The organism is Luteimonas abyssi (assembly GCF_001482195.1).
Classification (GTDB): domain Bacteria; phylum Pseudomonadota; class Gammaproteobacteria; order Xanthomonadales; family Xanthomonadaceae; genus Luteimonas; species Luteimonas abyssi.
Genome location: NZ_KQ759763.1, coordinates 1,000,863 through 1,026,108, shown reverse-complemented (window position 1 = coordinate 1,026,108; position 25,246 = coordinate 1,000,863). Strand labels below are relative to the sequence as shown.

23 protein-coding genes are annotated in these 25,246 nt (G+C 70.2%); 8 read left to right on the top strand and 15 right to left on the bottom strand.

Annotation, left to right across the window (positions count from 1 at the left end; genetic code table 11):
- Nucleotides 1–2 precede the first annotated feature (2 nt).
- Complete coding sequence (locus RG19_RS04215) at nucleotides 3–455, bottom strand: CopD family protein (protein WP_058836402.1); 453 nt, start codon at nucleotides 453–455, stop codon at nucleotides 3–5.
- Between the two features lie 62 nt (nucleotides 456–517).
- Between RG19_RS04215 and RG19_RS04210 the strand changes: the two genes are divergently transcribed.
- Together RG19_RS04210 and RG19_RS04205 are read left to right on the top strand one after the other, a co-directional pair.
- Entirely contained in the window at nucleotides 518–1,114 is a 597-nt protein-coding gene (locus RG19_RS04210) for a class I SAM-dependent methyltransferase (protein WP_058834176.1), read from the top strand.
- An 83-nt stretch (nucleotides 1,115–1,197) separates the two neighbouring features.
- Complete coding sequence (locus tag RG19_RS04205; RefSeq protein ID WP_058834175.1) at nucleotides 1,198–2,514, top strand: polyhydroxyalkanoate depolymerase; 1,317 nt, start codon at nucleotides 1,198–1,200, stop codon at nucleotides 2,512–2,514.
- Nucleotides 2,515–2,559: 45 nt separating this feature from the next.
- On the opposite strand, the gene RG19_RS04200 is transcribed toward RG19_RS04205, so the two are convergent.
- The 4 genes from RG19_RS04200 to RG19_RS04185 all read right to left on the bottom strand — a co-directional run bounded on the left by RG19_RS04200 (nucleotide 2,560) and on the right by RG19_RS04185 (nucleotide 6,463).
- Nucleotides 2,560–2,787: a hypothetical protein gene (locus RG19_RS04200; RefSeq protein ID WP_058834174.1), complete on the bottom strand. Its 228-nt coding sequence runs from the start codon at nucleotides 2,785–2,787 to the stop codon at nucleotides 2,560–2,562.
- A 111-nt stretch (nucleotides 2,788–2,898) separates the two neighbouring features.
- On the bottom strand, nucleotides 2,899–5,163 hold the full coding sequence (locus RG19_RS04195; RefSeq protein ID WP_157515151.1) for a CocE/NonD family hydrolase: 2,265 nt from the start codon (nucleotides 5,161–5,163) through the stop codon (nucleotides 2,899–2,901).
- Nucleotides 5,160–6,068 carry a sensor domain-containing protein gene (locus RG19_RS04190; RefSeq protein WP_058834172.1) on the bottom strand — a complete coding sequence of 303 codons (909 nt, stop codon included), beginning with the start codon at nucleotides 6,066–6,068 and terminating at the stop codon, nucleotides 5,160–5,162. Before RG19_RS04190 ends, RG19_RS04195 begins: the two co-directional genes overlap by 4 nt.
- A complete protein-coding gene (locus RG19_RS04185) occupies nucleotides 6,065–6,463 on the bottom strand; it encodes a PadR family transcriptional regulator (RefSeq protein ID WP_425599685.1) in 399 nt (132 codons plus the stop codon). The genes RG19_RS04190 and RG19_RS04185 overlap by 4 nt, the downstream gene beginning before the upstream one ends.
- Before the next feature lie 231 nt (nucleotides 6,464–6,694).
- Between RG19_RS04185 and RG19_RS04180 the strand changes: the two genes are divergently transcribed.
- The 5 genes from RG19_RS04180 to RG19_RS04160 all read left to right on the top strand — a co-directional run bounded on the left by RG19_RS04180 (nucleotide 6,695) and on the right by RG19_RS04160 (nucleotide 10,467).
- Entirely contained in the window at nucleotides 6,695–7,612 is a 918-nt protein-coding gene (locus tag RG19_RS04180) for a peptidylprolyl isomerase (protein WP_058834171.1), read from the top strand.
- A complete protein-coding gene (locus RG19_RS04175) occupies nucleotides 7,609–8,148 on the top strand; it encodes a GNAT family N-acetyltransferase (RefSeq protein ID WP_058834170.1) in 540 nt (179 codons plus the stop codon). Before RG19_RS04180 ends, RG19_RS04175 begins: the two co-directional genes overlap by 4 nt.
- A 171-nt stretch (nucleotides 8,149–8,319) precedes the next feature.
- Entirely contained in the window at nucleotides 8,320–8,676 is a 357-nt protein-coding gene (locus RG19_RS04170) for a metalloregulator ArsR/SmtB family transcription factor (protein WP_058834169.1), read from the top strand.
- A gap of 13 nt (nucleotides 8,677–8,689) precedes the next feature.
- Nucleotides 8,690–10,117 (top strand): DUF2867 domain-containing protein, encoded by a 1,428-nt coding sequence (locus tag RG19_RS04165; protein WP_058834168.1) that lies wholly within the window; start codon nucleotides 8,690–8,692, stop codon nucleotides 10,115–10,117.
- Nucleotides 10,118–10,164: 47 nt separating this feature from the next.
- Nucleotides 10,165–10,467: a hypothetical protein gene (locus tag RG19_RS04160; protein WP_058834167.1), complete on the top strand. Its 303-nt coding sequence runs from the start codon at nucleotides 10,165–10,167 to the stop codon at nucleotides 10,465–10,467.
- A 16-nt stretch (nucleotides 10,468–10,483) separates the two neighbouring features.
- Here the strand turns inward: RG19_RS04160 and RG19_RS04155 are convergent, their stop codons facing one another.
- The 10 genes from RG19_RS04155 to RG19_RS04110 form a co-directional block, all read right to left on the bottom strand.
- Entirely contained in the window at nucleotides 10,484–11,296 is an 813-nt protein-coding gene (locus tag RG19_RS04155) for a DUF4349 domain-containing protein (RefSeq protein WP_058836400.1), read from the bottom strand.
- A 231-nt stretch (nucleotides 11,297–11,527) separates the two neighbouring features.
- The gene (locus RG19_RS04150; protein ID WP_058834166.1) at nucleotides 11,528–13,432 is read right to left on the bottom strand and encodes a hypothetical protein; all 1,905 of its coding nucleotides are present in this window, start codon (nucleotides 13,430–13,432) and stop codon (nucleotides 11,528–11,530) included.
- Entirely contained in the window at nucleotides 13,429–15,783 is a 2,355-nt protein-coding gene (locus RG19_RS04145; RefSeq protein WP_058834165.1) for a hypothetical protein, read from the bottom strand. The genes RG19_RS04150 and RG19_RS04145 overlap by 4 nt, the downstream gene beginning before the upstream one ends.
- Complete coding sequence (locus tag RG19_RS04140) at nucleotides 15,780–17,279, bottom strand: BatA domain-containing protein (RefSeq protein WP_058834164.1); 1,500 nt, start codon at nucleotides 17,277–17,279, stop codon at nucleotides 15,780–15,782. Before RG19_RS04140 ends, RG19_RS04145 begins: the two co-directional genes overlap by 4 nt.
- Complete coding sequence (locus RG19_RS04135; protein ID WP_058836399.1) at nucleotides 17,279–18,154, bottom strand: DUF58 domain-containing protein; 876 nt, start codon at nucleotides 18,152–18,154, stop codon at nucleotides 17,279–17,281. Before RG19_RS04135 ends, RG19_RS04140 begins: the two co-directional genes overlap by 1 nt.
- An 18-nt stretch (nucleotides 18,155–18,172) precedes the next feature.
- Nucleotides 18,173–19,186, bottom strand: coding sequence for an AAA family ATPase (locus RG19_RS04130; RefSeq protein WP_058834163.1), 1,014 nt, complete (start codon nucleotides 19,184–19,186; stop codon nucleotides 18,173–18,175).
- Between the two features lie 110 nt (nucleotides 19,187–19,296).
- Nucleotides 19,297–19,998 (bottom strand): DUF4159 domain-containing protein, encoded by a 702-nt coding sequence (locus RG19_RS04125; RefSeq protein WP_058834162.1) that lies wholly within the window; start codon nucleotides 19,996–19,998, stop codon nucleotides 19,297–19,299.
- A 241-nt stretch (nucleotides 19,999–20,239) separates the two neighbouring features.
- The gene (locus tag RG19_RS04120) at nucleotides 20,240–21,574 is read right to left on the bottom strand and encodes a TldD/PmbA family protein (RefSeq protein ID WP_058834161.1); all 1,335 of its coding nucleotides are present in this window, start codon (nucleotides 21,572–21,574) and stop codon (nucleotides 20,240–20,242) included.
- 18 nt (nucleotides 21,575–21,592) lie between these two features.
- The gene (locus RG19_RS04115; protein WP_058834160.1) at nucleotides 21,593–23,227 is read right to left on the bottom strand and encodes a TldD/PmbA family protein; all 1,635 of its coding nucleotides are present in this window, start codon (nucleotides 23,225–23,227) and stop codon (nucleotides 21,593–21,595) included.
- Between the two features lie 163 nt (nucleotides 23,228–23,390).
- Complete coding sequence (locus tag RG19_RS04110) at nucleotides 23,391–24,335, bottom strand: LysR family transcriptional regulator (RefSeq protein WP_058836398.1); 945 nt, start codon at nucleotides 24,333–24,335, stop codon at nucleotides 23,391–23,393.
- A gap of 115 nt (nucleotides 24,336–24,450) precedes the next feature.
- Between RG19_RS04110 and RG19_RS04105 the strand changes: the two genes are divergently transcribed.
- Nucleotides 24,451–25,224 (top strand): SDR family oxidoreductase, encoded by a 774-nt coding sequence (locus RG19_RS04105; RefSeq protein ID WP_058834159.1) that lies wholly within the window; start codon nucleotides 24,451–24,453, stop codon nucleotides 25,222–25,224.
- Nucleotides 25,225–25,246 lie beyond the last annotated feature (22 nt).

Sequence of the window (25,246 nt, the reverse complement as noted above, 5' to 3'; positions counted from 1 at the left end):
GGTCAGAACGGCTTGGCCAGCACCAGCCAGACGATGGCGATCAGTGCGAGCACCGGGATTTCGTTGAACCAGCGCAGCCAGCGCGACGACGGCACCGAACGACCGGCGGCGGCGCCCTTGAGCATGCGACCGGCGATGATGAAGTGCGCCAGGACCAGCACCACCAGCGCCAGCTTGGCGTGCATCCAGCCGCTGCCCGGCGCGACCATCGTCGGGAAGCCGTCGATCGCGCGATAGCCCATCCACAGTCCCAGACCGATCACCAACGCCAGCCCGAACATCGCGTGGCCGAAGCCGTACAGGCGCTTGCCCATCAGCACCAGCCGTGCGCGCACCGCTGGTTCGTCGCCCGCCTCGGCGATGTTCACCAGGATGCGCGGCAGGTAGAACGCCGCCGCCATGAAGGCGATGACGAACACGAGATGGAAGGTCTTGACCCAGAAATAGGCTTGCATCATTGGCTCCGTGGGCGCAAGTGGCTGCGGCGCGAATCCGCCGCGCCCGGTATCGTACCGGGATGGAGAAACGATACGACCGCGCCTACTTCGATCGCTGGTACCGCCGCGGCGATATCGGCGGCGCGACGCGCCTGGCCCGCAAGGTCGCGCTTGCCGTCGCGACCGCCGAATACCACCTCGAGCGCCCGCTGCGCAGCGTGCTCGACATCGGCTGCGGCGAAGGTGCCTGGCGCGCACCGCTGTTGAAGCTGCGGCCGAAGGCGCAGTACCTGGGCTTCGACAGCAGCGACTACGCGATCGGGCGCTACGGCACGCGACGCAATCTGCATCTTGCACGCTTTTCCGATTTCGGCATGCTGCGCCCCTGCCCTCCCGCCGACCTGGTGGTCTGCAGCGACGTGCTGCACTACCTGCCCACGCGCGAGATCGACCGCGGCCTGCCGGGCCTGGCCGAACTCTGCGGCGGCGTCGCGTTTCTGGAAACCTTCACCCGCGAGGACGACGCCGACGGCGACGACGACGGCTTCCTGCGCCGTCCCGCCGCGTTCTACCGCAAGCGCTTCGCGGACGCCGGGTTCCGTCCGCTCGGCTCGCACTGCTGGCTGGGCCCGGCGCTGGCCGACAGCGCCACCTCGCTGGAGATCCCCGGCGCCTGAACGCCCGCCCGGCGGCACGGGCGGTCCCGGGCGCGATCCGCTATGCTGCGCCGCAGCAGCACGCCGTCCAGCGGAGATCCCGCATGTTCCTGTACCAACTCCATGAACTCGGTCGCGCTTGGCTGGCGCCGTACGCCTACTGGGCCGAAGCCAACGCCAAGGCGTTCTCCGCCCAAGGCAGCCTGTTGTCGCAGGCGCCGGGCGCCGAACAGATCTCGGCGACCAACGAGTTGTTCTACCGCGTCGCCAAGGATTACGAAAAGCCGGCGTTCGACATCCACTCGGTGGACGTCGACGGTAGCGTGTACCCGGTGGTCGAGCGCGAGATCGCCCGCAAGCCGTTCTGTCGCCTGCTGCGCTTCAAGCGCTTCAGCGACGATGCCGGCGCGATCACCGACCTCAAGGGCCAGCCCCCGGTGCTCGTGGTGGCGCCGCTTTCGGGGCACCACGCCACCCTGCTGCGCGACACCGTGCGCACGCTGCTGCGCGACCACAAGGTGTACATCACCGATTGGGTCGATGCGCGCATGGTGCCCACCGAGGACGGCGCGTTCACCCTGGACGACTACGTCGCCTACATCGAGGATTTCATCCGCGAAATCGGTGCCGAAGACCTGCACGTCATCAGCGTGTGCCAGCCGACCGTCCCGGTGCTGGCGGCGGTCTCGCTGATGGCCGCGCGCGGCGAGACCACGCCGCGCTCGCTGGTGCTCATGGGCGGTCCGATCGATACCCGAGAATCGCCGACCTCGGTCGACGATCTCGCCACCGAACGCCCGCTGTGGTGGTTCGAGAACAACCTGATCCACCAGGTGCCGGTGAACTATCCCGGCCGCGGCCGCCGCGTGTATCCGGGTTTCCTGCAGCACGCGGGCTTCATGGCGATGAATCCCGAGCGGCACTTCATGTCGCACTGGGATTTCTATCGCAACCTGGTCAAGGGCGACGACGACGACGCCCAGGCCCACCGGCGCTTCTACGACGAGTACAACGCCGTGCTCGACATGCCCGCCGAGTACTACCTCGATACCGTTCGCGTGGTGTTCCAGCAACACCTGCTGCCGCGCGGCGAATGGGACGTGGCCGGCGAGCGTGTGCGTCCGGCGGCGATCCGCCGCACCGCCATCCTGACCGTCGAGGGCGAACTGGACGACATCTCCGGCCTCGGCCAGACCCGCGCCGCGCACAAGCTGTGCAGCGGCGTGCCCGAGGCCGACCGCGAGCACTTCACCGTCGAAGGTGCCGGCCACTACGGCATCTTCAGCGGCCGCCGCTGGCGCAACGTGGTCTACCCGCGTGTACGCGATTTCATCGGGCGATACGCCAGCGAGAACGCCCCTGCGAAAACGAAGTCGAGGCCGGCTGGCAACGTCACCCCGATCCGCCGCGGCAAGCGCTGATCGCGCCCGCCGCGGCGAAGCCCGATCAGAACGATCGGAGCATGGTCACATCATGAACCATTCGCAGTGACCCCACGGGGAGTCGCAGCGCTTGTAGTAGACGAAACCTTCCGGCGTCTGCCACGTTTCTACGTAGCTGCCGTCACGATGCTGCTCGAGGTGGACCATCACGTCGTCCGGGTGCATGCCGGGACCGTACGCCTGGGCGCCCCCCGCGACACCCAGACCCGCGATCAACGCCAACGCGAACCAGACCTTCTTCCTTCCTTCCATAGCGGTTGCTCCTGATGGCGCCGGTGCCGAGATGCGCCGGCACCGGCACCATAGCGCGATCCGCGGGCCGGGTCAGGCCTCGGGCCCTGCGCGCGGTGTCGATCGGCACGCTCAAGGTTCGGCGGCCCGCAGCGGCACCCTGAGCACGCTGTCGTTGCGCCACTCCACGCGCAGCGGCGCCCCTGCATCGGCGACGGACTCGTCGCTGACGTCCCCCCCCGTGCCCATGTTGACCTGATGCATCGGGTCCTTCAGCACGTCCACGACCGCCAGCAGCCGGCTTCCCGCCGGCATGCGACGCCCTGTCATCCGGGTACGGGCGAACGGCAGCGAGGTCCACTCCCCGGGCACCAGACGCTGGCGACGGGACATGTCGTGCGCATAGCTGGCGCGGCCGACGTAGTAGGACAGTTGCATCGCGCTGCCATCCGGCCGCACCTCGTACAAGGACACGCTGAAATCGAAATCCTGCTTGTTGGTGCGCACCATGAGCTCGCCGGAAAACGTACCGACCACGTCGGTCGCGGCCTCGAACGGCGCACTGGCGAACGCGAATCCGCTGCCGGACTCCAACCGCTCGAGGACGATGGGATCGGGGTAGTAGCCGTGTTGCCGGGTGCTGCGATCGGCGAGGTCGACGTGTTGCGTCAGCCAGGCACGTCCGGGTGGCGCCTCCTGCCGGAGATGCAGTCCCTCCGCTGCATGTCCCGAAAGGAAGAAGTCGGTGACGGTGACATCCGCACCAAGCGAGGCGATGTGTCGCCATTCATCCGCACCCATGAGTTGGTAGTTCACCCGATCGCGCAGCAGCTGCGGCCGCGCAGCGCCTCGCAGCACGTGATCGAGCCACTCGAACGTCACCTCCTCGGTATCGAACTGGGCCGACGGGTCGATCGCGTATCCACGCAGCGACTGCTGCTTGGACGACGCCTGCGCGCCGAAGTGGTCGTACGGGCCGATCAGCAGGTAGTGCTCGGCGTCCGGGCGGTGGCGCAGGTGCTCGTTGAAGAAATGGAGCGCGGAGATCTGGCCGTCGTCGTAGTAACCGGTGATGGTCAGCACCGGAATGTCGATACGAGCGTACTCGTCGCCCTGAGGGACCATGGCCTGCCAGTAGGCGTCGTAGGACGGGTGCGACAACCACCGCTGCAACCAAGGGTTCGGCGTGCCGTCGACCTGGTCGATCTCACGGTACGCACGCCCGCTCGAGTACCAGGCCTCCGGCAATGCCTGCCACCGCGCCCGATCCGAGTAGGTCTCCGTCTCGAGCAGACGGCTGCCGGCCACGAAGAACGGCCATGCGTAGTTCGCCGAAAGGAACACGTTGTTCTCCATCGGCAACCCGAGTCCCGGGATCGCGGCCACGTACGGCACGATGGTCCTGAGTGCGGCGGGCATGCGTTTGGTCGCCGCCCACGCCGCGAAGCCGGAATAGCTTCCCCCGTACATGCCGACCCTGCCGTCGCTCCACGGCTGCGCGGCGATCCATTCGATGGCCGCCGTGGCGTCGTCGGCCTCGGTCTCGTAGGGACGGATGTCGTCCTCGCTCAGTCGTTTTCCACGCGCATCCACGACGACGCCGATGTAACCGCGTGACGCGGCACGTAGCGCGATCGCCCGGTTGGCGACCGGATCGGTGTAGATCGTGAACAGCATCGCGGCCGGCTGCGCCGCCACCGCCTCCCGACCGCGCACGACGACCGCCGACAGCGTTGCGCCCGACGGCGTCCTGATCAGCACCTGGTCGTCGATCAGGTAGCGACGCGACTCGTCCTGGGCGATCAACGCAGGCGACAGGGTGGCCGATGCCTCGAAGACCTCGACGAACGCCTGCCGGCGCGCGAGATCCAGCGCCTCCTCCAGCGACACCTCCGTCCGGCCCTGCAGTGCGGCCAACGACCCGGCCAGCGTTTCGCGGGCGCGCGGAGCGTCGGCGACGAACCAGGACGCGGTCCGTTGCGCCTGCAGGTCGTCCAAGGGCTCGAACACCGCGCGAAACGCCTCCGCATATGCGCTACCCGGCGCACCATCCGCGAGCGCCGCGCGCGCGTACACCAGATAGGGCATCCAGCGCTGCGCCCGCGTCTCGTCTCCGTCGCCGCGGGCCTGCTCGATCATCGCCTCGATCGAGGCGACCGCGTCGGACGAATGCCCGGCGGTCACGCGCAGATGCGCCAGGTTGCTGTCGGTCAGCGTCACCTGCAGGCGGGCATGCGCCGCAAGCACCTGATCCGAAAGCGACGCCAATGCGGCATGCCGTTCACCCGCCTCGGGCAAGATGAAGGTGTCCTCCACGGCACCAGCGGGTAGCGCGGCGAACATCAGCACCGCACCCAGCGACAGCGGCAACCAGCGCCACATCGACGGCGGTTTCACGCGTACTGCGCCGTCTTCACCAGCAGGTGCTTGGCCAGCAGCGCATGCGCTCGCCCGACCGTCCGCGCGACGTGCAGGGTCACGAACAGCAGCAACGCACCGACGACCGAGACCAGCGGCAGCAGCCAGGCGGCGTCGCGGGCGATGTCGAGGCCGAACAGCCAGACGCTGAATTCGACGCCGGGCAGCAGTGCGAGCGGCGCCAGCAGCATCGCGAGCGACGCACTGCCCAGGGTCACGGCGATGGAGAAATACACGATGCCCAGCGGCAGCATCAGCAGCATGTAGAACAGCGTGCTCCAGGTGCGCGGGTCGGTGAACATGTCGCCGATACGCTGCACGATGCCGCGCCCGCGCACCGCATACAGCGGACGCCGCGGCATGCGCTCGCCGAGCATCACCTCCACCAGCCGCCCTTCCACCAGCGACAGGATGCGCACCGAGCCGAAGAACAGGATCACGAACGGCACGCCGATGATCAGCACCGCCAGCCCCAGCGACACCGACAGGCCGGTCACCACCCAGGTGAAATAGAAGATGCCGGTCGCCAGCGTCAGGATCATGTAGAACAGCGATGCGTAGGCGCGCGGATCGGCCGCGACGCCGAAGAAGCGCCCCAGCCAGGAATCGCGCGGCGCGGGCTTGGGCGCCCGCAGCGCGGTTTCCACCTTGACCTCGGTGTCGCGATAGATGTCGGCGACCTCGTCCGGCGCACCGTAGCTCGAGGCGACCGCGGCGATCACTTCGGCCTCGCTGCGTTCCGGGTGCTCGGCCAGTTCGGAGCGCAGATACTCCTCGGCGTCGTACAGCGCGTCCTGGATCATCGCCGGGTCCGCGCCTTCCAGCGCACGGCGCAGGTGGGCGAGGTACTCGGGGATCGTGGTCGGCAGGCGGTGCTCGTTCATGGCTTCACTCCCCTCAGGACGGTATCGACGGAACGCCGGGTGGCCGCCCAGGCGCGCATCCAGTGCGCCAGGGTGTCGCGGCCGGCCGGCGTGATCCGGTAGTAACGGCGCGGCGGCCCGGCCACCGACGGCTCGACATGGCTGTCGAGCAAGCCGGCCGCCTCCAGGTTGCGCAGCACCGGGTACAGCGCGCTCTGCTTGCCGGCGAACACCCCCTCGCCGACCGCCTCGAGCTGTTTGGCGATCTGGTAGCCGTACATCGGTGCCTCGGCACCAGCCAGCACCGCCAGCAGCACCAGCGACACGGTGCCGGCGCTGAGTTCCTTCTGGAACTTGCGCAACTGCACGTCGATGGCGGACTCGTAGGCGGACATGGCGGCGGTGGAACCCGGCATGGCTATGTTGGGGTCGATACTAGTGCCAAGTTCGCACTAGTGGATGTGCCGGAGGTCAGGGTCTTCGATCCCGAGCGACTGTGGCCGGGTGCGTCGCCACCAAGGTGCGCCTCCGCCCGCACGGGACCGGCGGGATGAAGCCGCGGCCTGCGCGACGGATGCCGGCGAACCGTCGCCCCGATGCGCCGTTCGGGCGAGAATCGGGTTTCAACCCCGGGGAGCCCGATCACGATGCATGCCACCACCCTGTCCGTTCTGGGCGCCACCGCTGTCCTCGTCGGCATCGCCGGCATCGCGAGCGCCGAAGCGCCGCCGCCCGCGCCGACGATGCAGGCCCTGCTCGACGCCTCCCAGCCCGGCGACTGGCGCACACCCGATCCCGAAAACCTCCTGTACATGGATCTCGACGCCGGCCGGGTGGTGATCGAGCTGGCGCCGCAGTTCGCACCCGAGCATGTCGCCAACATTCGCGCACTGGCACGCGGCGCGTTCTGGGACGGCACCACCGTCTACCGGGTGCAGGACAACTTCGTGGCGCAGTTCGGCGCCAATGTCGAAGACGGTGCGCCGCCCAAGCCGCTTGGCGAGGCGCGCGACCACCTGCCCGCGGAGTTCGAGCGCGCCAGCGACGGTCTGGCGTTCCACCCGCTGGCCGACGCGGACGGCTGGGCAGCCGAGGTCGGGTTCGTCGACGGGTTTCCGGCCGCGCGCGATGCGGACGCGGGCGTTTCGTGGATGGCGCACTGCTACGGCGTGCTCGGAGCCGGACGCGGCGCCGAGGCCGATTCCAGCAACGGCACCGAACTGTACGTGGTGATCGGGCAGTCCCCGCGCCAGCTCGACCGCAACATCACCCAGGTCGGCCGCGTGCTGCAGGGCATCGAACTGCTGAGCGCCTTGCCGCGGGGCACGGGCCCGCTGGGTTTCCTCGAAGGCGAAGCACAGCCCACCCCGATCCGCGCGATCCGGCTGGCAGCGGACGTTGCGGCCGACGCCCGCACGCCGCTGCAGGTGCTGCGCACCGACACCCCGTTGTTCGACGCCGTGGTGGAAGCGCGCCGCAACCGCAGCGACGACTGGTATCTGCGCAAGGCCGGACACATCGACCTGTGCAATGTGCCGCTGCCGGTCCGGACGCCTGCCGGATGAGCGCGGCCGCCGCCACGATCGACACCGCCAGGCTGCATCTTCGCCCGCATCGGCTGGAGGACTTCGACGCGCTGCATGCGATGTTCGCCGATCCCGCGGTGCTCGCACCCATGGGGCGCGCGCCGTTGTCGGGCGAGGACGTATGGAATCGGCTGCTGCGCTACATCGGCCACTGGCACGCACTGGACTACGGGCTGTTCGCGATCATCGAGCGCGACAGCGGCGCGTTTCTCGGCGAAACCGGCTTCGCCGACTTCCACCGCGGGCTGGGGCCGCGCTTCGACGGCGTGCCGGAAGCCGGCTGGATCCTGCGCACGCAGGCACACGGGCGTGGCATCGCGGCCGAGGCCGTCGGCGCCGCGCATGCCTGGCTCGATGCCCGCCATTCCGGCGGCGCGCGCAGCGTCTGCTGCATCGGACGGCACAACCTGCCCTCGCAGCGGGTCGCCGCAGGCGCCGGGTATCACCCGTTCGGGGAGGCGCGCTATCACGACCAGGATGTCGTGCTGTACGAGCGCACCCGCGAAACGCACTGAATCCGATCGCGGATCCCGGATCAGGGAGCCCGATCATGCCCCTGCGAATCGCGGCCCTGGATCGCTGGCCCGGGATCGTGTGCCTCGAGCACGGGCACCGGATCGCCTCCGGTTGACACGTCTCCTGCGACGCCATAACTTAACAATTTAGTTAATTATTGAATTAGACAAATGAGCAGCGTCAGTGCCGTCTTCGAAGCGCTCGCCTCCCTGCCCCGCCGGCAGATCCTCGCCTACCTGTCGGCGCAGGAACTGACCGCCGGCGAGATCGCCGCGCGCTTCGAGATGAGCGCGCCGGCGATTTCCCGGCATCTGTCGATCCTGGAGCATGCCGGCCTGGTCGATGCCGAACGGCGCGGCCAGTTCGTGCATTACCGGCTGGTGCCGGACAACCTGGTCAATGCGCTGTCCGGGTTCGCTTTCGAGATCTGCCCGGGCGCCGGTCCCTTGAAGCGCGAGGCGCGCCGGCGCGCGGTCGGCCCGTCCAGGCCTGCGAAGACGGCGAAAGCGGCCGTTCCCAGGGACTAGAGGAGCGTCCGGCGTGGACACAGGCACGGTTTCCGGCTTCCCCTCGTTTCTGCTGCCGTCCCGCACCGGTGGGGCGCCGGTGGAGGTCCGGTTGATCGCACAGCTGGGCGCAGGTGCCGGGGATGCGCTGTGCGCCCAGGCCGGCGCCCGGCAACGCCGGCATGCCGGTTTCGTGGATGCGCTGGACGAGCCCACGGTCAGGCTGGGCGACATGCATGCCGACGTAGGCGACCACAGCGCGCTGCACGCCTTTGCGGTGGATCGCGGCGGCCACCCGTTCCACCGCCACCGCGGACGCCGCGTCTTCACCGCGGTCTCCGGCAGCGGCGGTGCACTGCTGCGCTTCGCCAGCGTTGACGATGCCTGCCTGCGACAAGCGCCCGGCGCATTCGCGAACGCATTGACGCAAGTGGAAATCCCACCCGATGCCCTGTTCTGTGTGCGCTTCGGCGGCGATGTCTGGCACCAGTTCGCGCCGGCCCGGGTCGACAGCCGGCATCCCGCGCTGTTCGCGCTGTCGGTCCATCCCGACGAGCTGGACGGCCTCGACGACCCCCGGCTGCATGCCCATGCCGCCACAGGCGATGCCCGCATTCCCGATCTCACCGAGTTGCTGCCGGCATCCGTACGCACGTGGCTCGAGGCGCATCCGGCCGCCCTCGCCGCGATCCCGACCACGCGTCTCGCGCTCGATGCGCGCGAGACGGCCTGGGGCCGGCGCGTGCGCGACGTCTGGCGACGCGCGATGGGCCGATACCGCTGCGGCGCCCAGGCGCGGGCAGGCGGGCGTGACGGCGTCGCCGCCGGACCTGGCGATCGCCTGCATCGCGCGACCACCCTGCCCGCCGACAGCCTGCTGGCGACGGCACTGCCTCGCCACCATCATCAGGACCGCGTCGAACTCCCGTTGCCGCTGGCCGCCCCGCACGCGCATGCGCCGCCAGGCGCCGAGACGTTGCTCGCCCGGGTCCTGGCGGGTTTCGTCGAATCCCCACCCCGCGGCGTCAGCCGCTTGATGCGCGCACGCAACCTGCTGGTGCGCCCGTTGCGCCTGCGGACCTCGCCCCTGGGGTGTCCGGTCTCCTCGTTGCTCGGCACAGGCGAGGTCGAGCGCTTCGCCGGCCGCTTCCCGGTGCTGGCCCAGCGCGCCGCCGCCGACGGCCGATACGCCGAAGTGTTGCTCGGCGCCGACGACCGCCACCTCGCCTTCCGCTGCAGCATCGATGTCCGCATCGACCCCGGTGGGCACGTCCGCGTCGGCATGGCCAACCGCGTGCAGTGTACGAACGCGTTCGGCCATGCGTACCTGGCGGCGATCGCAGGCGTACATCAGCACTACATCGTGCCCGCCATGCTCCGGCACGCCGTGGGCGCCGCCATGCGCGATCTGCCGCAGCCGGCACGCGTGCCCGTGTCGCCGTCTGCGGTCACACCGGCTTGATGCAGCCGCGCATAGCCTGCAGCCGACTTCATCACGGTGGTCCCGACATGCCCATGCTCCGCATCCGTATCACCGGCGAAGACGACGCCGTCCGCGGCATCATGAATCTGCTGCAGAGCCTGGACGGCATCGAACATGTCGAGGAAATCGCCGACCTCATGCCGCGCATGGACGACGAGGATTCCAGCTCTGCAGGCCTCGCCGAGGAGGAAGGCCCGAAGCTGCACGAGATCGAAGTGGACGCGCCGAACGCCGCCACCGCGCGCAAGGTCCGCGAAGCCGTCGACGAACTCGCCTTCCAGCTCGGCGCACTGGTCGAGTTCGAGGACGACGAGGACGACGAGATCTGACGACGGGACGGCGCGGTCAAACGCTCCGACGTCGACGCCGCAGCCGGCGTACGGCGAAGGTGCAGAGGCCGACCACGATCAGCACGGGGATCAGGAACGCGGCGGCCCGGATCGTCCACGCCGTTCCCGTCGCCAAGGTGGCTCCGAACTCGCGAACCGCGCGTCCGATCTCTCCACGGCCGCGCTGGCCGTGCGGCGGCTGGAACCGGATCGTCAGCAACTCGGTGTCGATGCGTCGGCGCTGTTGCGCACTCTCCTGCTCCACCCGTTCCTGTTCGGCCTCGGCGGTCGCGATGCGCTCGGACAAGGCGATCATGTCGGCAACCGAAAGATCGGATCGCGCCTGGAACTCGCCCAGACGCTGCAGCTCACGGCGCAGGCGATCCTGGGCCACCGCGTTGTCGCGTACCGCGACGGCCAGATCCTCGGCACGGGTATTGCGGGAACCGATGTCGCCGCCGGCCGACGCGAGCGCGACCAGCGGCTCCACGCCTTCCGGCACGATGCGCATCCGTAGCGACGCCGAACGCTGTGCACCGCCCTGCTCCCAGGCGCCCAGCACCGTGCACGCGCCGAACCGCGCAGCCGTGCACGCCGCCCGCACGTCGCCGGCGCGCGTCAGCACCTCGGCATCGGCGAGGGTGATCCCCACGTCGTGCTCGTAGGCCAGCATTGCCCCGGGCGACCGCGCGCGTTGCCCGGCGACTTCGGTCGAATCGGCAGCGACGCCACCCGCACCCGGGCCGCCCTCCATGTCGGCGCTTCGGCCGCACGCTGCCAGCAGCAGTACGCCGAGAAGCATCGCCGGCGTGCGTCTCGCCGTCACCATGCCGGACGCCCTGGACCGCCGTTCCGCACCGACGTCGGCGCGGATGGATGCTCGTGGCGTGCCCGACGCTGGCGATGCGCGCTTCACCAGCGGATTGCCGACATCGGACGGTCGGACGGTACGGCGGCGATGGCCACTGCGCGGATACGCCATGACGCGATTCCTTTCGTTTCCAGGCGCCGAGTGTAGGCCTTGCATCTTCGACCTGCAGGCAGATGGCGCCTCTGTGCGTCAGCCCGACGGCGACACCGCCGGGCGTCCCAGGCGGCTGCGTTCCAGCCACCACAACACGCCCGAGAGCGCCAGCCAGCCGAGCCACCAGGGCCAGGCCGGGCCACGCGGTGACGGGGCGTGCATCTCACCTCCGGCCGGGGCTTCGACACACGTCGCGCCGTCGCAGGCGACCGCCGCCGTACGCGCACGTCGCAGACCTGCCCGTACACCGGGCAACGCGTCGCTGGGGTGGACGAACCAGCGACCGACGACCTCTCCCCTTTCCATCACCGCATGCCAGCCCGGCCCGTGCGGCCAGAAGCCTGCACAGGCATCCCCGGCCCCCTGCCGTCGCTCGATCGGCAGGGGCGAAACGCGGCCATCGGGTGCCTCGACACTCGCCTCGTCGCCGAGACCGCAGATCGCGACCCGCTCGTCCTCGAATGCCGGAGCCTGGATCCTGGGCGGTCGCGTCGGCTGCGAACGCGCGATCGTGCCGACGGCGGTACGCCAGAGGTCGGCATGCAGGTCCGGTCGACCCAGCAATACCAGGCGATGGGTGTCCTGCGGACGCCACAGCAGGACCCGGCCGGCACCGCGTCCGCGCCACCAGCCCAACGGCGCCATCGCGGTGGAGACATCGCCCGCGTCGAGCGGTACGGCGGCGTGCCCGGACACGCGCAGATCGCGCAACGACAGCGGCGGGAGTGCGGCGCGGGCCTGCTCCGGATCGAACGGGGCATCCTCGCTGCCGGGACCCAGCCGGGCGCGCAGGACATCGGCATCCGGCGCAGCCGGCAACGTCCATGGCCACGGCTGCGTGCCCTGCGCGGCCTCGATACGGAACATCGCATCGGACAACCCCGCCGGGACGCCGGGACCGTCCATGCGCACCACCAGCCCGAGCCCCGCTTCCACCGCGGCCAGTACCGTCGCCCGGCCACCGGCTCCCAGCGCCTGCCACGCACGCAGGTCGACGATCAGGGCATCGGTCCGGTCCAGGTCCGCACGCGACGGCACGGCAGGCCCCTCGCCCAGACCCAGTCCCGCGCCGAGTGCGACATGGGCAGCGACCGGCAGGCCGGCATCCGTCGCCCAACGGCGCAGGAACCGACTCTCCGCATTGGCGGCACCAGCGAGCAGGCGCACGCGCGGTCGCGCGGGCGACGCCAGCCAGACCGGCAGCCCGGCTTCCTCGACAACCTCGCCCTCGGCGTCCAGCAGACGCAGCGTGAACGTGGCCGGCCCTTCGACGAAGGTCGGCGCATCGAGACCGAACATGCCGTCGTCGGCGAGCGATGCGGCATCGACCCGGACGCCGGCCGGATCGAGCATCTCCACCCGGCCACCGGGGAGCGCCAGCGCATGCCCTTGAAGCCGAAGCATATCGCCGGCGACCGGAGACGTCGGCACGACCAGGTCGCCGAGACCGGGCCTGGCCACGGATGGCACGAACCGCAACGTCGTCCGCGGCAGTGCGTCGAGGTCGCGCTGCTCCAGGCCGTCGCCGAAGACGTGCAGCGCGCGCGTCTCCGGGTACAGCCGCAAGGCCGTCGCCAGATCCGGCATCCGCGCCACCGTGGCCGGCGCCGTCATGGTCGATCCCGCATGCCCGCCCGTGTCGCCGCTCTCCGGGAGCGCCACCACACGGCCGGCCGGGCCGTCGGGCAGATCGTCAGCGGTCGCACCGGCCGTCAATACACTCATCGCCCCCGCAGCGGGCGGCAGCCGTGGCGGATGCACGGCGAGCAACAGCAGGACCGCCCAAGCCGGTTGCGCGAGCAGCAGAAGACCCAGCCGCCACGGCGCCGATCGCTCGGCGCGCGGCGCCCGCCGCTGCCACAGGAGGATCCGGATGCAGGCGGCCACGGCCAGCACAGCGAGCAGGCCGGCAGTGGTCGCGAACGCGGGCGACGCGATCATGGCGCGCCCTCCCGTGCGCGTTCGTCCGGCAGGCCGTCGTCTTGCTGCAGGCGACGCAGATAGTGCGCACCGGCCGCATCCACGGCGCGCGGCGCGATCCCGCCGACAGGACGCGGCATCGCGTGCCACAGCAGGCCGCGCAGCGTGTCCCGGCACGATGTGCAGGCCGGATCCTGGCGGACGCCGTCGATCGCGGCGACCACCGCCAGCGGATCGTCCAGCCGCGTGCCGGCGTCTCGCACCCAGTCCTGCAGCGCGTCCAGCACCGGCGTGATGTCCGTGTCGCGCGCGTCGGCCAGTGCCCGCCAGGCCGTGTGTGGCGCAGCGGCCGCTTCGACCGAAGACAATGGCGCCAACGGCCGCGAGGCCAGGCCTTCGCGGTCGCCGCCGAGGCGACGGTTCTCGTCGATCGGCGGCAGGCGGGATCCCAGCCGAGGCAGGTAGATCCGGTCCGCCTCCTGCACCTGCTTGATGAATTCCAGTGCGCGGTAGGCGTACGGCAGGGCCAGTGCGGGCTCCGCCTGGCGCAGGTGGAGTTCCGACTGCCACATCTCGCGCAATGCGCTGCGCAGGGTCTCGCGCGTCTTCGGGTCCAGCAGGGTCGCCGCCTCGGGCAGGTCGTGGGTGTGACCGAACGCCGCGACCACGTCGCCGGCCCGGCCGAACACGCCGTCGGCCGGGGCACCGTCGCCGTGATCGTGGTCGCCGTGATCGTGGTCGTCGTGATCGTGGTCGTCGTGGTCGTGGTCGTCGTGGTCGTGTGCGCCCTCCGCCGTGCCGGCGGTGCTGGCCGCGTCATGCGCGTGGTCGTGCGCAGCGACCTCGGCGGCGGGACGCTCCGGCGGCGCATCCGAGCCGTCGGCGAAGATGCCGCCCGGGGACACCGAGGGACGCGGCGGCGGCGCCTCGTGCGCCCGGTCGTGGTCGTGCGCATCCGCCGTCGGCGGCGGGCGCGCCGCGCCCTCCGACTCCTCGCCCAGGAACTGGCCGTAGCGCAGGCGCAGCAGCCGCTGGTCGACGCCCAGCGCGTCCGAGCGATCCGCGAAGCGTTCGGACGCCAGCGTCGGACGCGCCTCCAGCAGCGCTTCGGCATCGATGATGATCTGGCGCTGGCTGCGGAAGTAGGCCGGCAGAATGTCGCGCGCCAGTCCCTCCAGACCGTCGATATCGGGCAATGCCGGCGGCGGCCAGCGCAGGATCACGCTCGGGCTGCGCCCGGCCTGCGGCTGCGGGCGGCGCCCGTCGTGAACCTCGAGCTGGGCGACCAGATCCTCGCCCGGCTGCAGGCCGAAGGCATCGATGTCCAGCGTCGTCGCGAAACGCCGTTGCCGGGCCGGCCCCTCGCCGCTCAGGGTGCGTACGTGGTCGTGGAAGGTCTGGTTCTCGCCGGTGCCCTCGGTCCGTACGATCCGCAGCCGCGCCTGCGCGGCGACGCCGTAGTCGTCGCGCGCCTCGAAGACCAGCGACCACTGCCGCTGTCCGTCGGTGCGCAGCTGCAGCGTGGTTTCGGGCACCAGCACGCGCACCTGCGGCGGGCTGTCGGCCACCGCATCGAGGCGGTGCAGGGGCGCGCCGGCGTCCTCGGCGCCGGCGATCCGGACCCGATAGAGCTGCGAGGTCTCCAGGATCTCGGTTCCGGTCCAGACGCCGTCATCCAGCGCCAGCGGTACGTGGCGACCATCCAGGAACGCCAGCGCCACGGTCTCCGGCCGTCCGGAGACCGCCAACCGCCACCGCAGGCGGCTGCCGGCCGGCGCCTTCGCATCGAGACCGTGCGCGACCTCCGCATCGAGGCCGGTGTAGGCCGGCGGCTGGATGTCCAGCGTGGCGCTCTCCAGTGCGGGTGTCGTCGTCGCGTTGCCGCGAGCGGCGACGGGTGTCGTCTGCGTGCCGCGCGCTCCCGTCATCACGGGCCACAGCCACACCAGCGCCAGCACGCAACCGGCGCCGAGCCAGGCGAGCATCCACGTCCGCCACGCCCACGCAGGCCGCAGGTCCGGCAGCGGACGCTGTGCCAGGCGCGTGCGCAGACGCGTCTGCTGGAGCCGTTGCAGCGGACCGAGCGACGCCGTATCCGCGAACAGCAGCGCACTGCTGTCGTCGAGGTCGCGGCGTCGCGCATCCAGCGTCGCCGCGAGCCAGGCGGCGTCGTACCGGCGTACCCGGTGCCGTATCCAGAGCACCGATCCGGCTGCCGCGATCGCCAGCGCCACCGGCGCGCCGGCCGCACCCCACGCACGCAGGCCCAGCACGACCACCAGTACCACCAGCGGCAATCCGGTCGCGAACGCATCGAGCGCGATGCGCGTACGCACCGTGGCCAACATGTTGCTCAGACCCACGACGCTCACGGCGACGCGCTCCGGCGTCGCGAGGTCGCCAACCAGCGTTCGGCCAGCAGCAGGCCCAGGATCAACCACCACAGCGGCGGGCGCAGATCCCGCCAGCCGATCGGCCAGGCCGGAGCGCCGGCAACGGGTGCGTAATCCGCCGCGGGCGCCCGCGTCGGTGCGGGCGGCGGATCGACCGCACGGCGCAGGACATCGGGGAAATCGGCCTCGACCAGGCCCGGCCACAGGGCCGGATCGAACGCGTTGCCGAGTCCGACTACCCGCCCTCGCCCGTGGCGCAACGCTGTCGCCTGCAGGGTGCCGACGGGATCCCGTACGGGCGGCGCATCCACCAGACCCGGCCAGTCCGCATCGGCGGCCAGCAACGCCGTGCCGCCGTCTGCCACGAAGTCGCGGACCGCGTCCGGGACCGGGCCGGCCACCAGCCAGGCCAGGAGCGTTGTCGTCGCCGGCAGCGCGGGGGCGATCGCGTCGCGCACGGCGTCCGCACCCCCGGCCACGTCCACGCCGGTATCGGCGATCTGCACGATGTCCATTTCGACTGCGGCGCCGTCGGAACGCTCGCCTTCGGAAAGCTGGCTGCCGGCGCGCTCGCCGTCGGCGGACTCGTTGGCGGTGGCCGCATCGGATGCACTCGCCATCGGAGTCGCGGTGTCCCTTGCCGGCGTACCCCGACGGCCCGTTGCCGCTGCCATGTCCGCGCCGGTGGACATCGTCGCCGCGATCTCCGCCTGCCAGACCTCCGCCGCAGCGCGCAGATATCGCACCGCCCCCGCATGCGCGGCATCGTGACGGATCGCCAGCCGCGGCGGCGGCCGTGTCGGCGCAGCGTCGCGCTCGCCGATGCCGATACCGGGATCGCCTGCGGCCACCGCATCGACAGCCGCATCGTCATCCAAGCTCGAACGGCCGCCGTCGTCGCCGGAACCGATGACCCGGTGCATCACCCGCCATTCGACCTCGCGCGACAGTTGCGGTCGCTGCGCATCGGCACCGACGAGCGGATCGGGCACGTGCACCACGAGCGATGCGCCGGCCGGCAGGGTCATGTCCAGCTGTCTGAGCAGCGTCCCGACGCCGGCTTCGGCGCCCGCCGTGCCCGGCGGCACTGCAGCGCCGGCGCTGGGACCAGCACTGGCATCGACCACCGGCCATCCGGGTGCGAGCCAGCGTCGCGTCTCGCCGTCGCCCGGCGCCGGCAGCGCCAGCGGATCGATCCCCGGTGCCAGCATCACCCACCGTTCCGGCGGCGCCCCGCGCTGCAGCGCCGGCTGCGCCAGCCATGCCGCGAACAGCGCCAGCAGCAACAGCCGCAGAAGCAGAAGCAGCCATTCGTCCCAGCGCACCTGCCGCCGCGGTCGCGCGCGCGGCCTCAACCAGCGCAATGCCGCGAACGGCGTCGGCACCAGCGTCTGCCGCCGCGCCAGATGCACCAGCAGCGGAATCGCCAACGCCGCCAGCGCCAGCCATCCCATCGGCGACAGGAACGTCGGCATCAGCCGCGCCCCTGCGCGAACAGCGCCCGCAGCGGGGTGTCGAGCGGGGCATCGAGCACGTGGGATGCGTAGCGGATCCCGGCCGCGTCCAGACGCGAGACGAGCGCGCCCTGCGCCGCACCGAACCGGGCGAGGAAGTCCTCGCGCAAGGCCGCGCCGTCGCCGGGCACGGCCTCGCCCGTCTCGGGCTCGACGAAACGTCGCCCGTCGCGATAGGGAAAATCGCGCTCGCCGACCGTCAACAGCTGGATCGCCAGCACCTCGCGGCGCGCCGCGGCCAATCGTTCGGCCAGGGCCACGCTCGCCGGCTCGAACAGGTCGCCGAGCACGAGCACCAGATCGTCGGCAGCGATCCGCTCCCAGACCTGCGACAGGCGTGCGGCGTCCGGCCAGCCGCCTCCCGCCTGCAGGCCATCGAGCATCAATCGCACACGATCACGCTGTCGCGGGCCGGCGCCCGCCGGCGCGCCGTCGATGCGGTCCCGCCCGACGCACAGCAACCCGACCCGGTCGCCCTGCCCGATCGCCAGCTCGCAGACCGCCAATGCGAGCTGGCGAGCCGCATCCAGGCGCGCGAACGCAGGACGTTCCTCGTCGGCCTGGCCCATCGAGGCGCTGGTATCGATCAGCACCCACACCGTCAGCGGGCTCTCGCGCTCGGCCTCGCGCACGAACAGGCGATCGCTGCGCGCGTAGAGCTTCCAGTCGATCGCCTTCGGCGCGTCGCCGGGCTCGTAGGCCCGGTACTGCGAGAACTCCAGCCCCGTGCCCCGCTCGCGCCCGCGATGCTGGCCCATGCCCGCGCGTGCGAACGCACGCTGCGGCGTGATCCGCAGGCCGCGCAGGCGGGCGCGCAGGGCAGGATCGAGGGCGATCACGACATCACGCGCGGATCAGCGTGCGGCAGGCCGCACGGCGTCGAACGGCACCGCCTGCAGCAGCGCCGCCACCACGTCGTCCGGCCGCTTGCGCTCGGCCTCGGCCGCGAACGACAGCAGCAGACGATGACGCATGACCGGCGCGGCCAATGCCGCGACATCCTCGCGCGTGGCCGCCAGACGCCCGTGCAGCAGCGCCCTCGCCTTCGCCGCCAGCACCAGCGACTGGCCGGCACGCGGCCCTGCGCCCCACCGCACGTACTCGCGCACGACCTCCGGTGCCGCGTCGCCCGGCCGGCTCGCGCGCACCAGCCGCGCGATCCAGGTCAGCAGGTCGTCGCCGATGTGGACGTCGCGCACCAAGGCCTGCAACGCGAGCACGTCCTCGGCACCCATCACCTGCGGGATCTCCGGCCTGCGCGTGCCGGTGGTCTGGGCGAGGATGTCGCGCTCTTCGCCTTCGTCCGGGTAGTCGAGCGCGATGTGCAGCAGGAACCGGTCGAGCTGCGCCTCCGGCAGCGGATAGGTGCCGGCCTGTTCGATCGGGTTCTGCGTGGCCAGGACGAAGAACGGCGCCGGCAGCGCGTAGGTGGTGCCGGCATAGCTCACGGTGTGCTCGGCCATCGCTTCGAGCAGCGCGGCCTGGGTCTTGGGCGGGGTGCGGTTGAGTTCGTCGGCCAGCAGCAAGTGGGTGAACACCGGGCCGCGCTGGAACCGGAACGCGCGGTGGCCGGTGCCGTGATCCTCCTCCAGCAGTTCGGTGCCGAGCAGGTCGCTGGGCATCAGATCGGGTGTGAACTGGACGCGCCGGAAATCGAGCGAGAGCGCCTGCCCGAGGGTCCGGACCAGCAGTGTCTTGCCCAGGCCGGGCGCGCCCTCCAGCAGCGCGTGGCCGCCGGCCAGCAGCGCGGTGAGCAATTGCTCGACGACCGCGGTCTGGCCGACGATGGCCTGCCCGATCGCCGCACGCAGTGCATCCAGGCGCGCGCGATGGGCCTCGAGATCGGCTTCGGTGGGGGTGGCGGTCATGGCGGAATTCCGTGGAGAGTGAAGAACGTGGCGCCGGCGTCAGAGGCGGACGGAAGGCAACCGATGCCCAGGGCACGGCCGCGACGGGGGTGGGGCCTGCAGGGTCGGGCTCATGCGGTCAGCGCGTACACGACGATGTTGACCGCGAACTTGGTGTTGTCCTCGGCCAGGAAGCGCTTGTTACGCCAGTCGTAGTCCCACTCGCACCCGTAGTCCTTGTTGCTGTAGAGCACGCCCAGACGGCCGTCGATCTCGATGCCCTTGAGGTAATCGTGCACGAGATCGTCGCCCCAGCCGTTGAGCTCGAAGCTCGTGGTCGGCGGCCCGTCTGGAAAGCGGAAGAAGCTGTTGTAGATCGCGTGGTCGTTGGGCAGCTTGCGCAGCGCGGCGTCGCCGAAGATGTCGGCCAACTGCGCTTCGAAGGACCGCGCGAACAGGCCGTCGATATCGTGGTTGCAGTCGTCGGCGAAGACGAAGCCGCCGTTGCGCACGTAGCGCTCGAAGTTGCGCCGCTCGGCGGGATCGAATTCGACCAGCTTGTGCCCGGCCATGTAGCAGAACGGCGCCGACAGCATCTCCGGATCGGCCAGGTCCACGACGTGCTCTTCGGGATCCACGCGCAGGCTGGTGTAGTCGATCAGCGAGGTGATGACGTTGGACGGCATGCGCGCATCGACGTCCCAGTTGCCGGACTGGTAGCGCAGGCGGGTGAAGCGGAAGTCGTAGTTACCGGACTGGGCACGGGCCGCGGCCGGCAATGCCAGCGCGGCGGCCGCGCCGAGCAGCGCGCGCAGGAACTGGGCGCGGTTCATGGGGCGATGAGGTGAGGCGATGCGGACGCGCGAAGAGCGCCCTCATCCGCCCCTTCGGGGCACCTTCTCCCGTGAACGGGAGAAGGGCCGCACGCCCGGCCGCAACCTTGCCCCTTCTCCCGCCTGCGGGAGAAGGTGCCCGAAGGGCGGATGAGGGCAGCCCCCAACATGCCGTGGCCCGTTCCCTTCTCCCGCCTGCGGGAGAAGGTGCCCGAAGGGCGGATGAGGGCAGCCCCAGCCCTCACACCGCGTCGGACAGCGAGGTGAACGTGAAATCCCGCAACCGCATCGGCGGCAGCATCATCACGAAACTCGACTCGTCGCCGGCCACGCGAATCGGCCGGCCCAGCTCGTCGATGTTGTTGAGCATGATCACCGGCGATTCGTTGAAGCGGAAATTCTTCACCGGATGCGCGATGCGACCGTTCTCGATGTAGAAGGTACCGTCGCGGGTCAGGCCGGTCAGCAGCACCGTCTGCGGATCGACCATGCGGATGTACCAGGTACGGGTGACCAGGATGCCGCGCTCGGTGCCGGCCACGAGATCCGCCGTGGAGGCATCGCCGCCGGCCATGATCAGGTTGCCCGGACGGCCGGTCGCGCGCCGGCCCTGCTGCTGGGCCCAGTAACGCGAATAGTTGAGGTTGGCGATCTTGCCGTCCTGGATGATCGGCATCGCCTCGCGCGGCAGGCCCTCGTCGTCCCACGGCATCACCGGCGCGTCCGGATGCCAGGGATCGGCGGAGATGTTCACCCGCGGGTCGTAGACCTGCTCGCCGAGCTTGTTGCCGCCGCCGCGCTTGGACAGGAAGCTGCGGCCCTCGTCGGCCATGCGCGCGTCGAAGAAGCGCATCATGAACGACACCAGCCCGGCCACCGCGTGCGGCTCCAGGATCACGGTGTACTTGCCCGGCTCCAGCGCGCGCGCTTCCGCCGACTCGCTGGCCTTGCGCATCGCCACGCGGATGTCGCGCTCGGCCTGGAAGTCGCTGGCGTCCTTGACGCTGCGCCCCACCCAGCCCGAGCCCTGGCCGTCGGCGGTGCGCACGGTGCAGGTGTAGTTGAAGTTGGTGCCCTGCTGGTAGCCGAAGTTGCCATTGGAATTGGCGAACGCGGTGAAGTTCTGGCCGTCGAGCAGGAAGCCCGCGGCGACCAGGTTCTCGCTGCGACACGGCAGGATCGAATCGGCCGCCACCTGGGCACGGAACTCCGGGGTGATTGCCGCGGTGGATTCGCTGAAGGTCGGGCTCGGCCGGTAGGTCTGCTTCTCGATGGCCGGCATGAACTCGGGGTTTTCCGGCGCCAGACGCGCGAGATCCTCCGCACGCCGCACCACGCGCTCCAACGAGGCGTCGTCGAACTCGTTGACGGTCGCCGTGCCCACGCGCTTGCCGAACGCCACCTGCACGCCCAGTTCCACGTTGCTCACCAGGCCGCTGGTGGAGACGTTGTTGAGCGCGAAGCGGATGTTGCCGTCCTGCGAGCCGTTCAACGTGGCGGTGCACTCGTCGGCGGTCGACAGCGCGACGACCTTCTCCAGGAGGGTGCGCGCCTGCTCTTCGGTATAGATGGTCATGTCCTGCGGGTCTCCTGATCAGCCGAGCGAGCGGGCGGTGTTGATGATGTTGATGTCGTTGAAGCGCGTCGTGGACGAGCCGTGCGAGACCGCCGAGACCTGGCTCGGCTGGCCCTTGCCGTCGAAGAACGAGCCGCCCAGGCGGTAGTCGCTCTCGTCGCAGATCGCCACGCAACCGCCCCAGAATTCCGGCGTGCGGATCTGGTAGGCCACGTCCTCGACCATGCCGGTGATCTCGCCGTTCTTGATCTCGTAGAACAGCTGGCCGCCGAACTGCGCGTTGTAGCGCTGCTGGTCGATGGAGAACGAACCGTCGCCGATGATGTAGATGCCGTTCTCGACGTCCTTGATCATGTCGGCCACCGACAGCGGCGTGCGGCCCGGCGCCAGCGACACGTTGGGCATGCGCTGGAACTGCACGCTCGACCACGAGTCGGCATAGCAGCAGCCGTCGGACTCGGTCTTGCCGAGGATGTGGGCCTGGTCGCGGATGGTCTGGAAGTCGACCAGCCGGCCGTCGCTGACGAGATCCCAGCGCTTGGTCGCCACACCCTCGTCGTCGTAGCCCACCGCGCCGAGGCTGCCGGTCTGGGTCTTGTCGGCGAACAGGGTGACGATGTCGCTGCCGTACTGGAAGCGCTCGTTGCGACGGTCGAGGTTGGCGAAGCTGGTGCCGGCGTAGTTGGCCTCGTAACCGAGCACGCGGTCGAGCTCGAGCGGATGGCCGACGTTCTCGTGGATGGTCAGCCACAGGTTGGACGGGTCCAGCACGAGGTCGTAGCGGCCCGGCGTCACCGACGGCGCGCGCAGCTTCTCCTGCGCCTGGCGCGCCGCGGCGATGGCGTCCTCGCGCATGTCGTAGGACAGGCCGTAGTTGACCACGCCGTTGGGCGAGACGAACTTCTGCCCGGCATCGCGGTCGAGGTACTCGTAGCCCATGCCCATCGGTGCGGACAGGCCGGCACGGGTGCGGAACTTGCCGCTGTCCTGGTCGATCGCGGTCACCGTCATCGGCGTCCAGATCCGGTGCACGTCCTGGTCGATGTAGGATCCGTCGGTGGACGCGAAATACTTCTGCTCGTTGACCAGGAACAGCGTGGAATTGACGAAGCTCGCGCCTGCCCCCATCGCCGCGGCGTTCACGCCCAGCAGCAGGTCCACCTTCTCCTTGATCGGCACTTCCATGCCGTTCTTGCGGATCGGCGTGCGCCACGACACCTCGCCCACGCCCGGCGCGGCGGCCAGTTGCACCGGCTCGGTCTGGATCTTCGCATTGGCCCGCGCGATGGCGGCGGCCTGACGCGCAGCCGCCGCCACGCTGTCGTCGCTGAGCGTGTTGGTGGCGGCGAAGCCCCAGGCACCGTCGACGATCACCCGCACGCCCACACCGGTCGATTCGGTGTTGACCACGTTCTGGACCTTGTCCTCGCGGGTCATCACGAACTGCCGCAGATAACGGCCGATGCGCACGTCGCAGTAACTGGCACCGGCACCGGTCGCCGCCTGCAGCGCGGCATCGGCCAGGCGCTTCTTGGTGACGACATCAATCGTGGTGAGCAGTTCTTCGGCGGCGATGGCGCGCCCGAAGACCGATGGCAGCACCAGGCCGCCCAGACCGAGGCCACCGAGGGCCAGGAAGTCGCGTCGTTGCAAGGCAATCTCTCCCCATGGATGCACGCGCGGCGGTCGCCACGGCGCTTGGAACATCGAACCGCGTTTCGTCCCGGCATCCCTGCCTGCAGGCCATCCCGATTCTTGCCGCGCATGCACCGCAGGGTCAAATGACTTTCGGCCTATTCGCGACGATCGGATGACGTCACCCGGACGATCGACCACCGGCGTCGAACGCGCCGATCGGATGCCGGCGCGTCTCGCGCGCGATCAGCGCCATCAACCAGTCGCCGAAGATCCTGAGCCGAGCCGAGACTTGCCGACGATCCGGATACAGCAACGTGATCGGCATCGGTTCGGCCCGGAATGCCGGCATGACCTCCACGAGCTGCCCGCGCGCGATCTCGTCCTGGACGTCGTAGGCCGGAACCTGGATCAGGCCGAGACCGGCCAGGCAGCAGGCGATGTAGGCCTCGGCACTGTCGACGGTCACCCGGCCCGCGACGCGTCGCGTGTGCACGCCGCCCCTATCCTCCCACTCCCAGGGCTCGACCCGGCCGCTGGTCGGCGATGCATAGAGCACCGCGAGATGCTCATCCAGGTCGCACGGGTGTTCCGGGGTGCCGTGGCGGCGCAGATAATCGGCGCTCGCGACGTTGATCAGCGGCAGCTGCCCCAGGCCGCGCGCGACCAGGCTCGAATCCGGAAGGGGCCCGACACGCAGCACGCAGTCCACCCCGTGCGCGACCAGGTCCACCGCCCTGTCGGTCATGCCGAGGGTGACATCCAGGCCCGGGTGGCGATGCAGGAAGTCCGGCAGTGCCGGCGCGACGATCAGTCGCCCGATCCGCGCGGGCAGATCCACCTTCAGCTGCCCGGACAGTGTCCTGGGGCTCTGGCGGAACATCTGCTGGGTGGCCTCCACTTCGGCCACCATGCGTTCGCAGCGGGCGTGGAACAGCAGACCGTCCCGGGTCGGTGCCACGCGGCGGGTGGTGCGGTGAAGCAGAAGCGCGTCCATCCGCTGCTCCAACTGGCGCACCGCCTCGGACACCGTCGACCGCGGCAGGCTCAACTGATCGGCCGCGCCGGTGAAGCTCGCGCAGGCCACGACGCGCATGAAGATCCGGCACTGGTCGATGTAGTCCACGCGATTATCCAGAAATTCCGACATGAGAAGCCATTAGGCGCCTCTTTATCCATGGTTTCCAGCAGATAGCCTGACGATCCCGGCGCCCCCGCGCCATTCGATCCGGAGTGCAGCCATGTCCGACCACCACATCGAAAGCAAGACCGTTCTGATCGCCGGCGGCGCCAAGAACCTCGGCGGCCTGCTGGCGCGCGACCTCGCCAGTCACGGCGCCGCCGCGATCGCCATCCACTACAACAGCGAGGCCAGCCGGCAGGAGGCCGAGGCGACCGCCGCGGCGGTCCGGGATGCCGGCGCGCAGGCGCACCTGTTCCAGGCCGACCTCACCACGGCCGACGCCGCCGAGCGCCTGTTCGCCGACGCCCGGCAGGCGATGGGTCGCATCGACATCGCGGTCAACACCGTCGGCCGGGTCCTGAAGAAGCCGTTCGTCGAGATCACCGAGGCCGAGTTCGACCAGATGGACGCGGTCAACAACAAGGCCGCGTTCTTCTTCCTCAAGGAGGCGGGCCGCACGCTGTCCGACAACGGCAAGGTCTGCACGCTGGTGACGTCGCTGCTCGGCGCGTTCACCCCGTTCTACGCCAGCTACGCCGGCACCAAGGCGCCGGTCGAGCACTACACGCGTGCCGCGGCCAAGGAGTTCGGCGAGCGCGGCATCTCGGTCACCGCGATCGGACCCGGCCCGATGGACACGCCGTTCTTCTACCCGGCCGAGAGCGACGACGCCGTGGCGTACCACAAGACCGCCGCCGCCCTGTCGCCGTCGTCGAAGACGGGACTGACCGACATCGAGGACATCGTGCCGTGGATCCGCTTCCTGGTCTCGGACGGCTGGTGGATGACCGGACAGACGATCCTGGTCAACGGCGGCTACACCACCCGCTGATCCGCGGGCGCGTGCGCCGGAC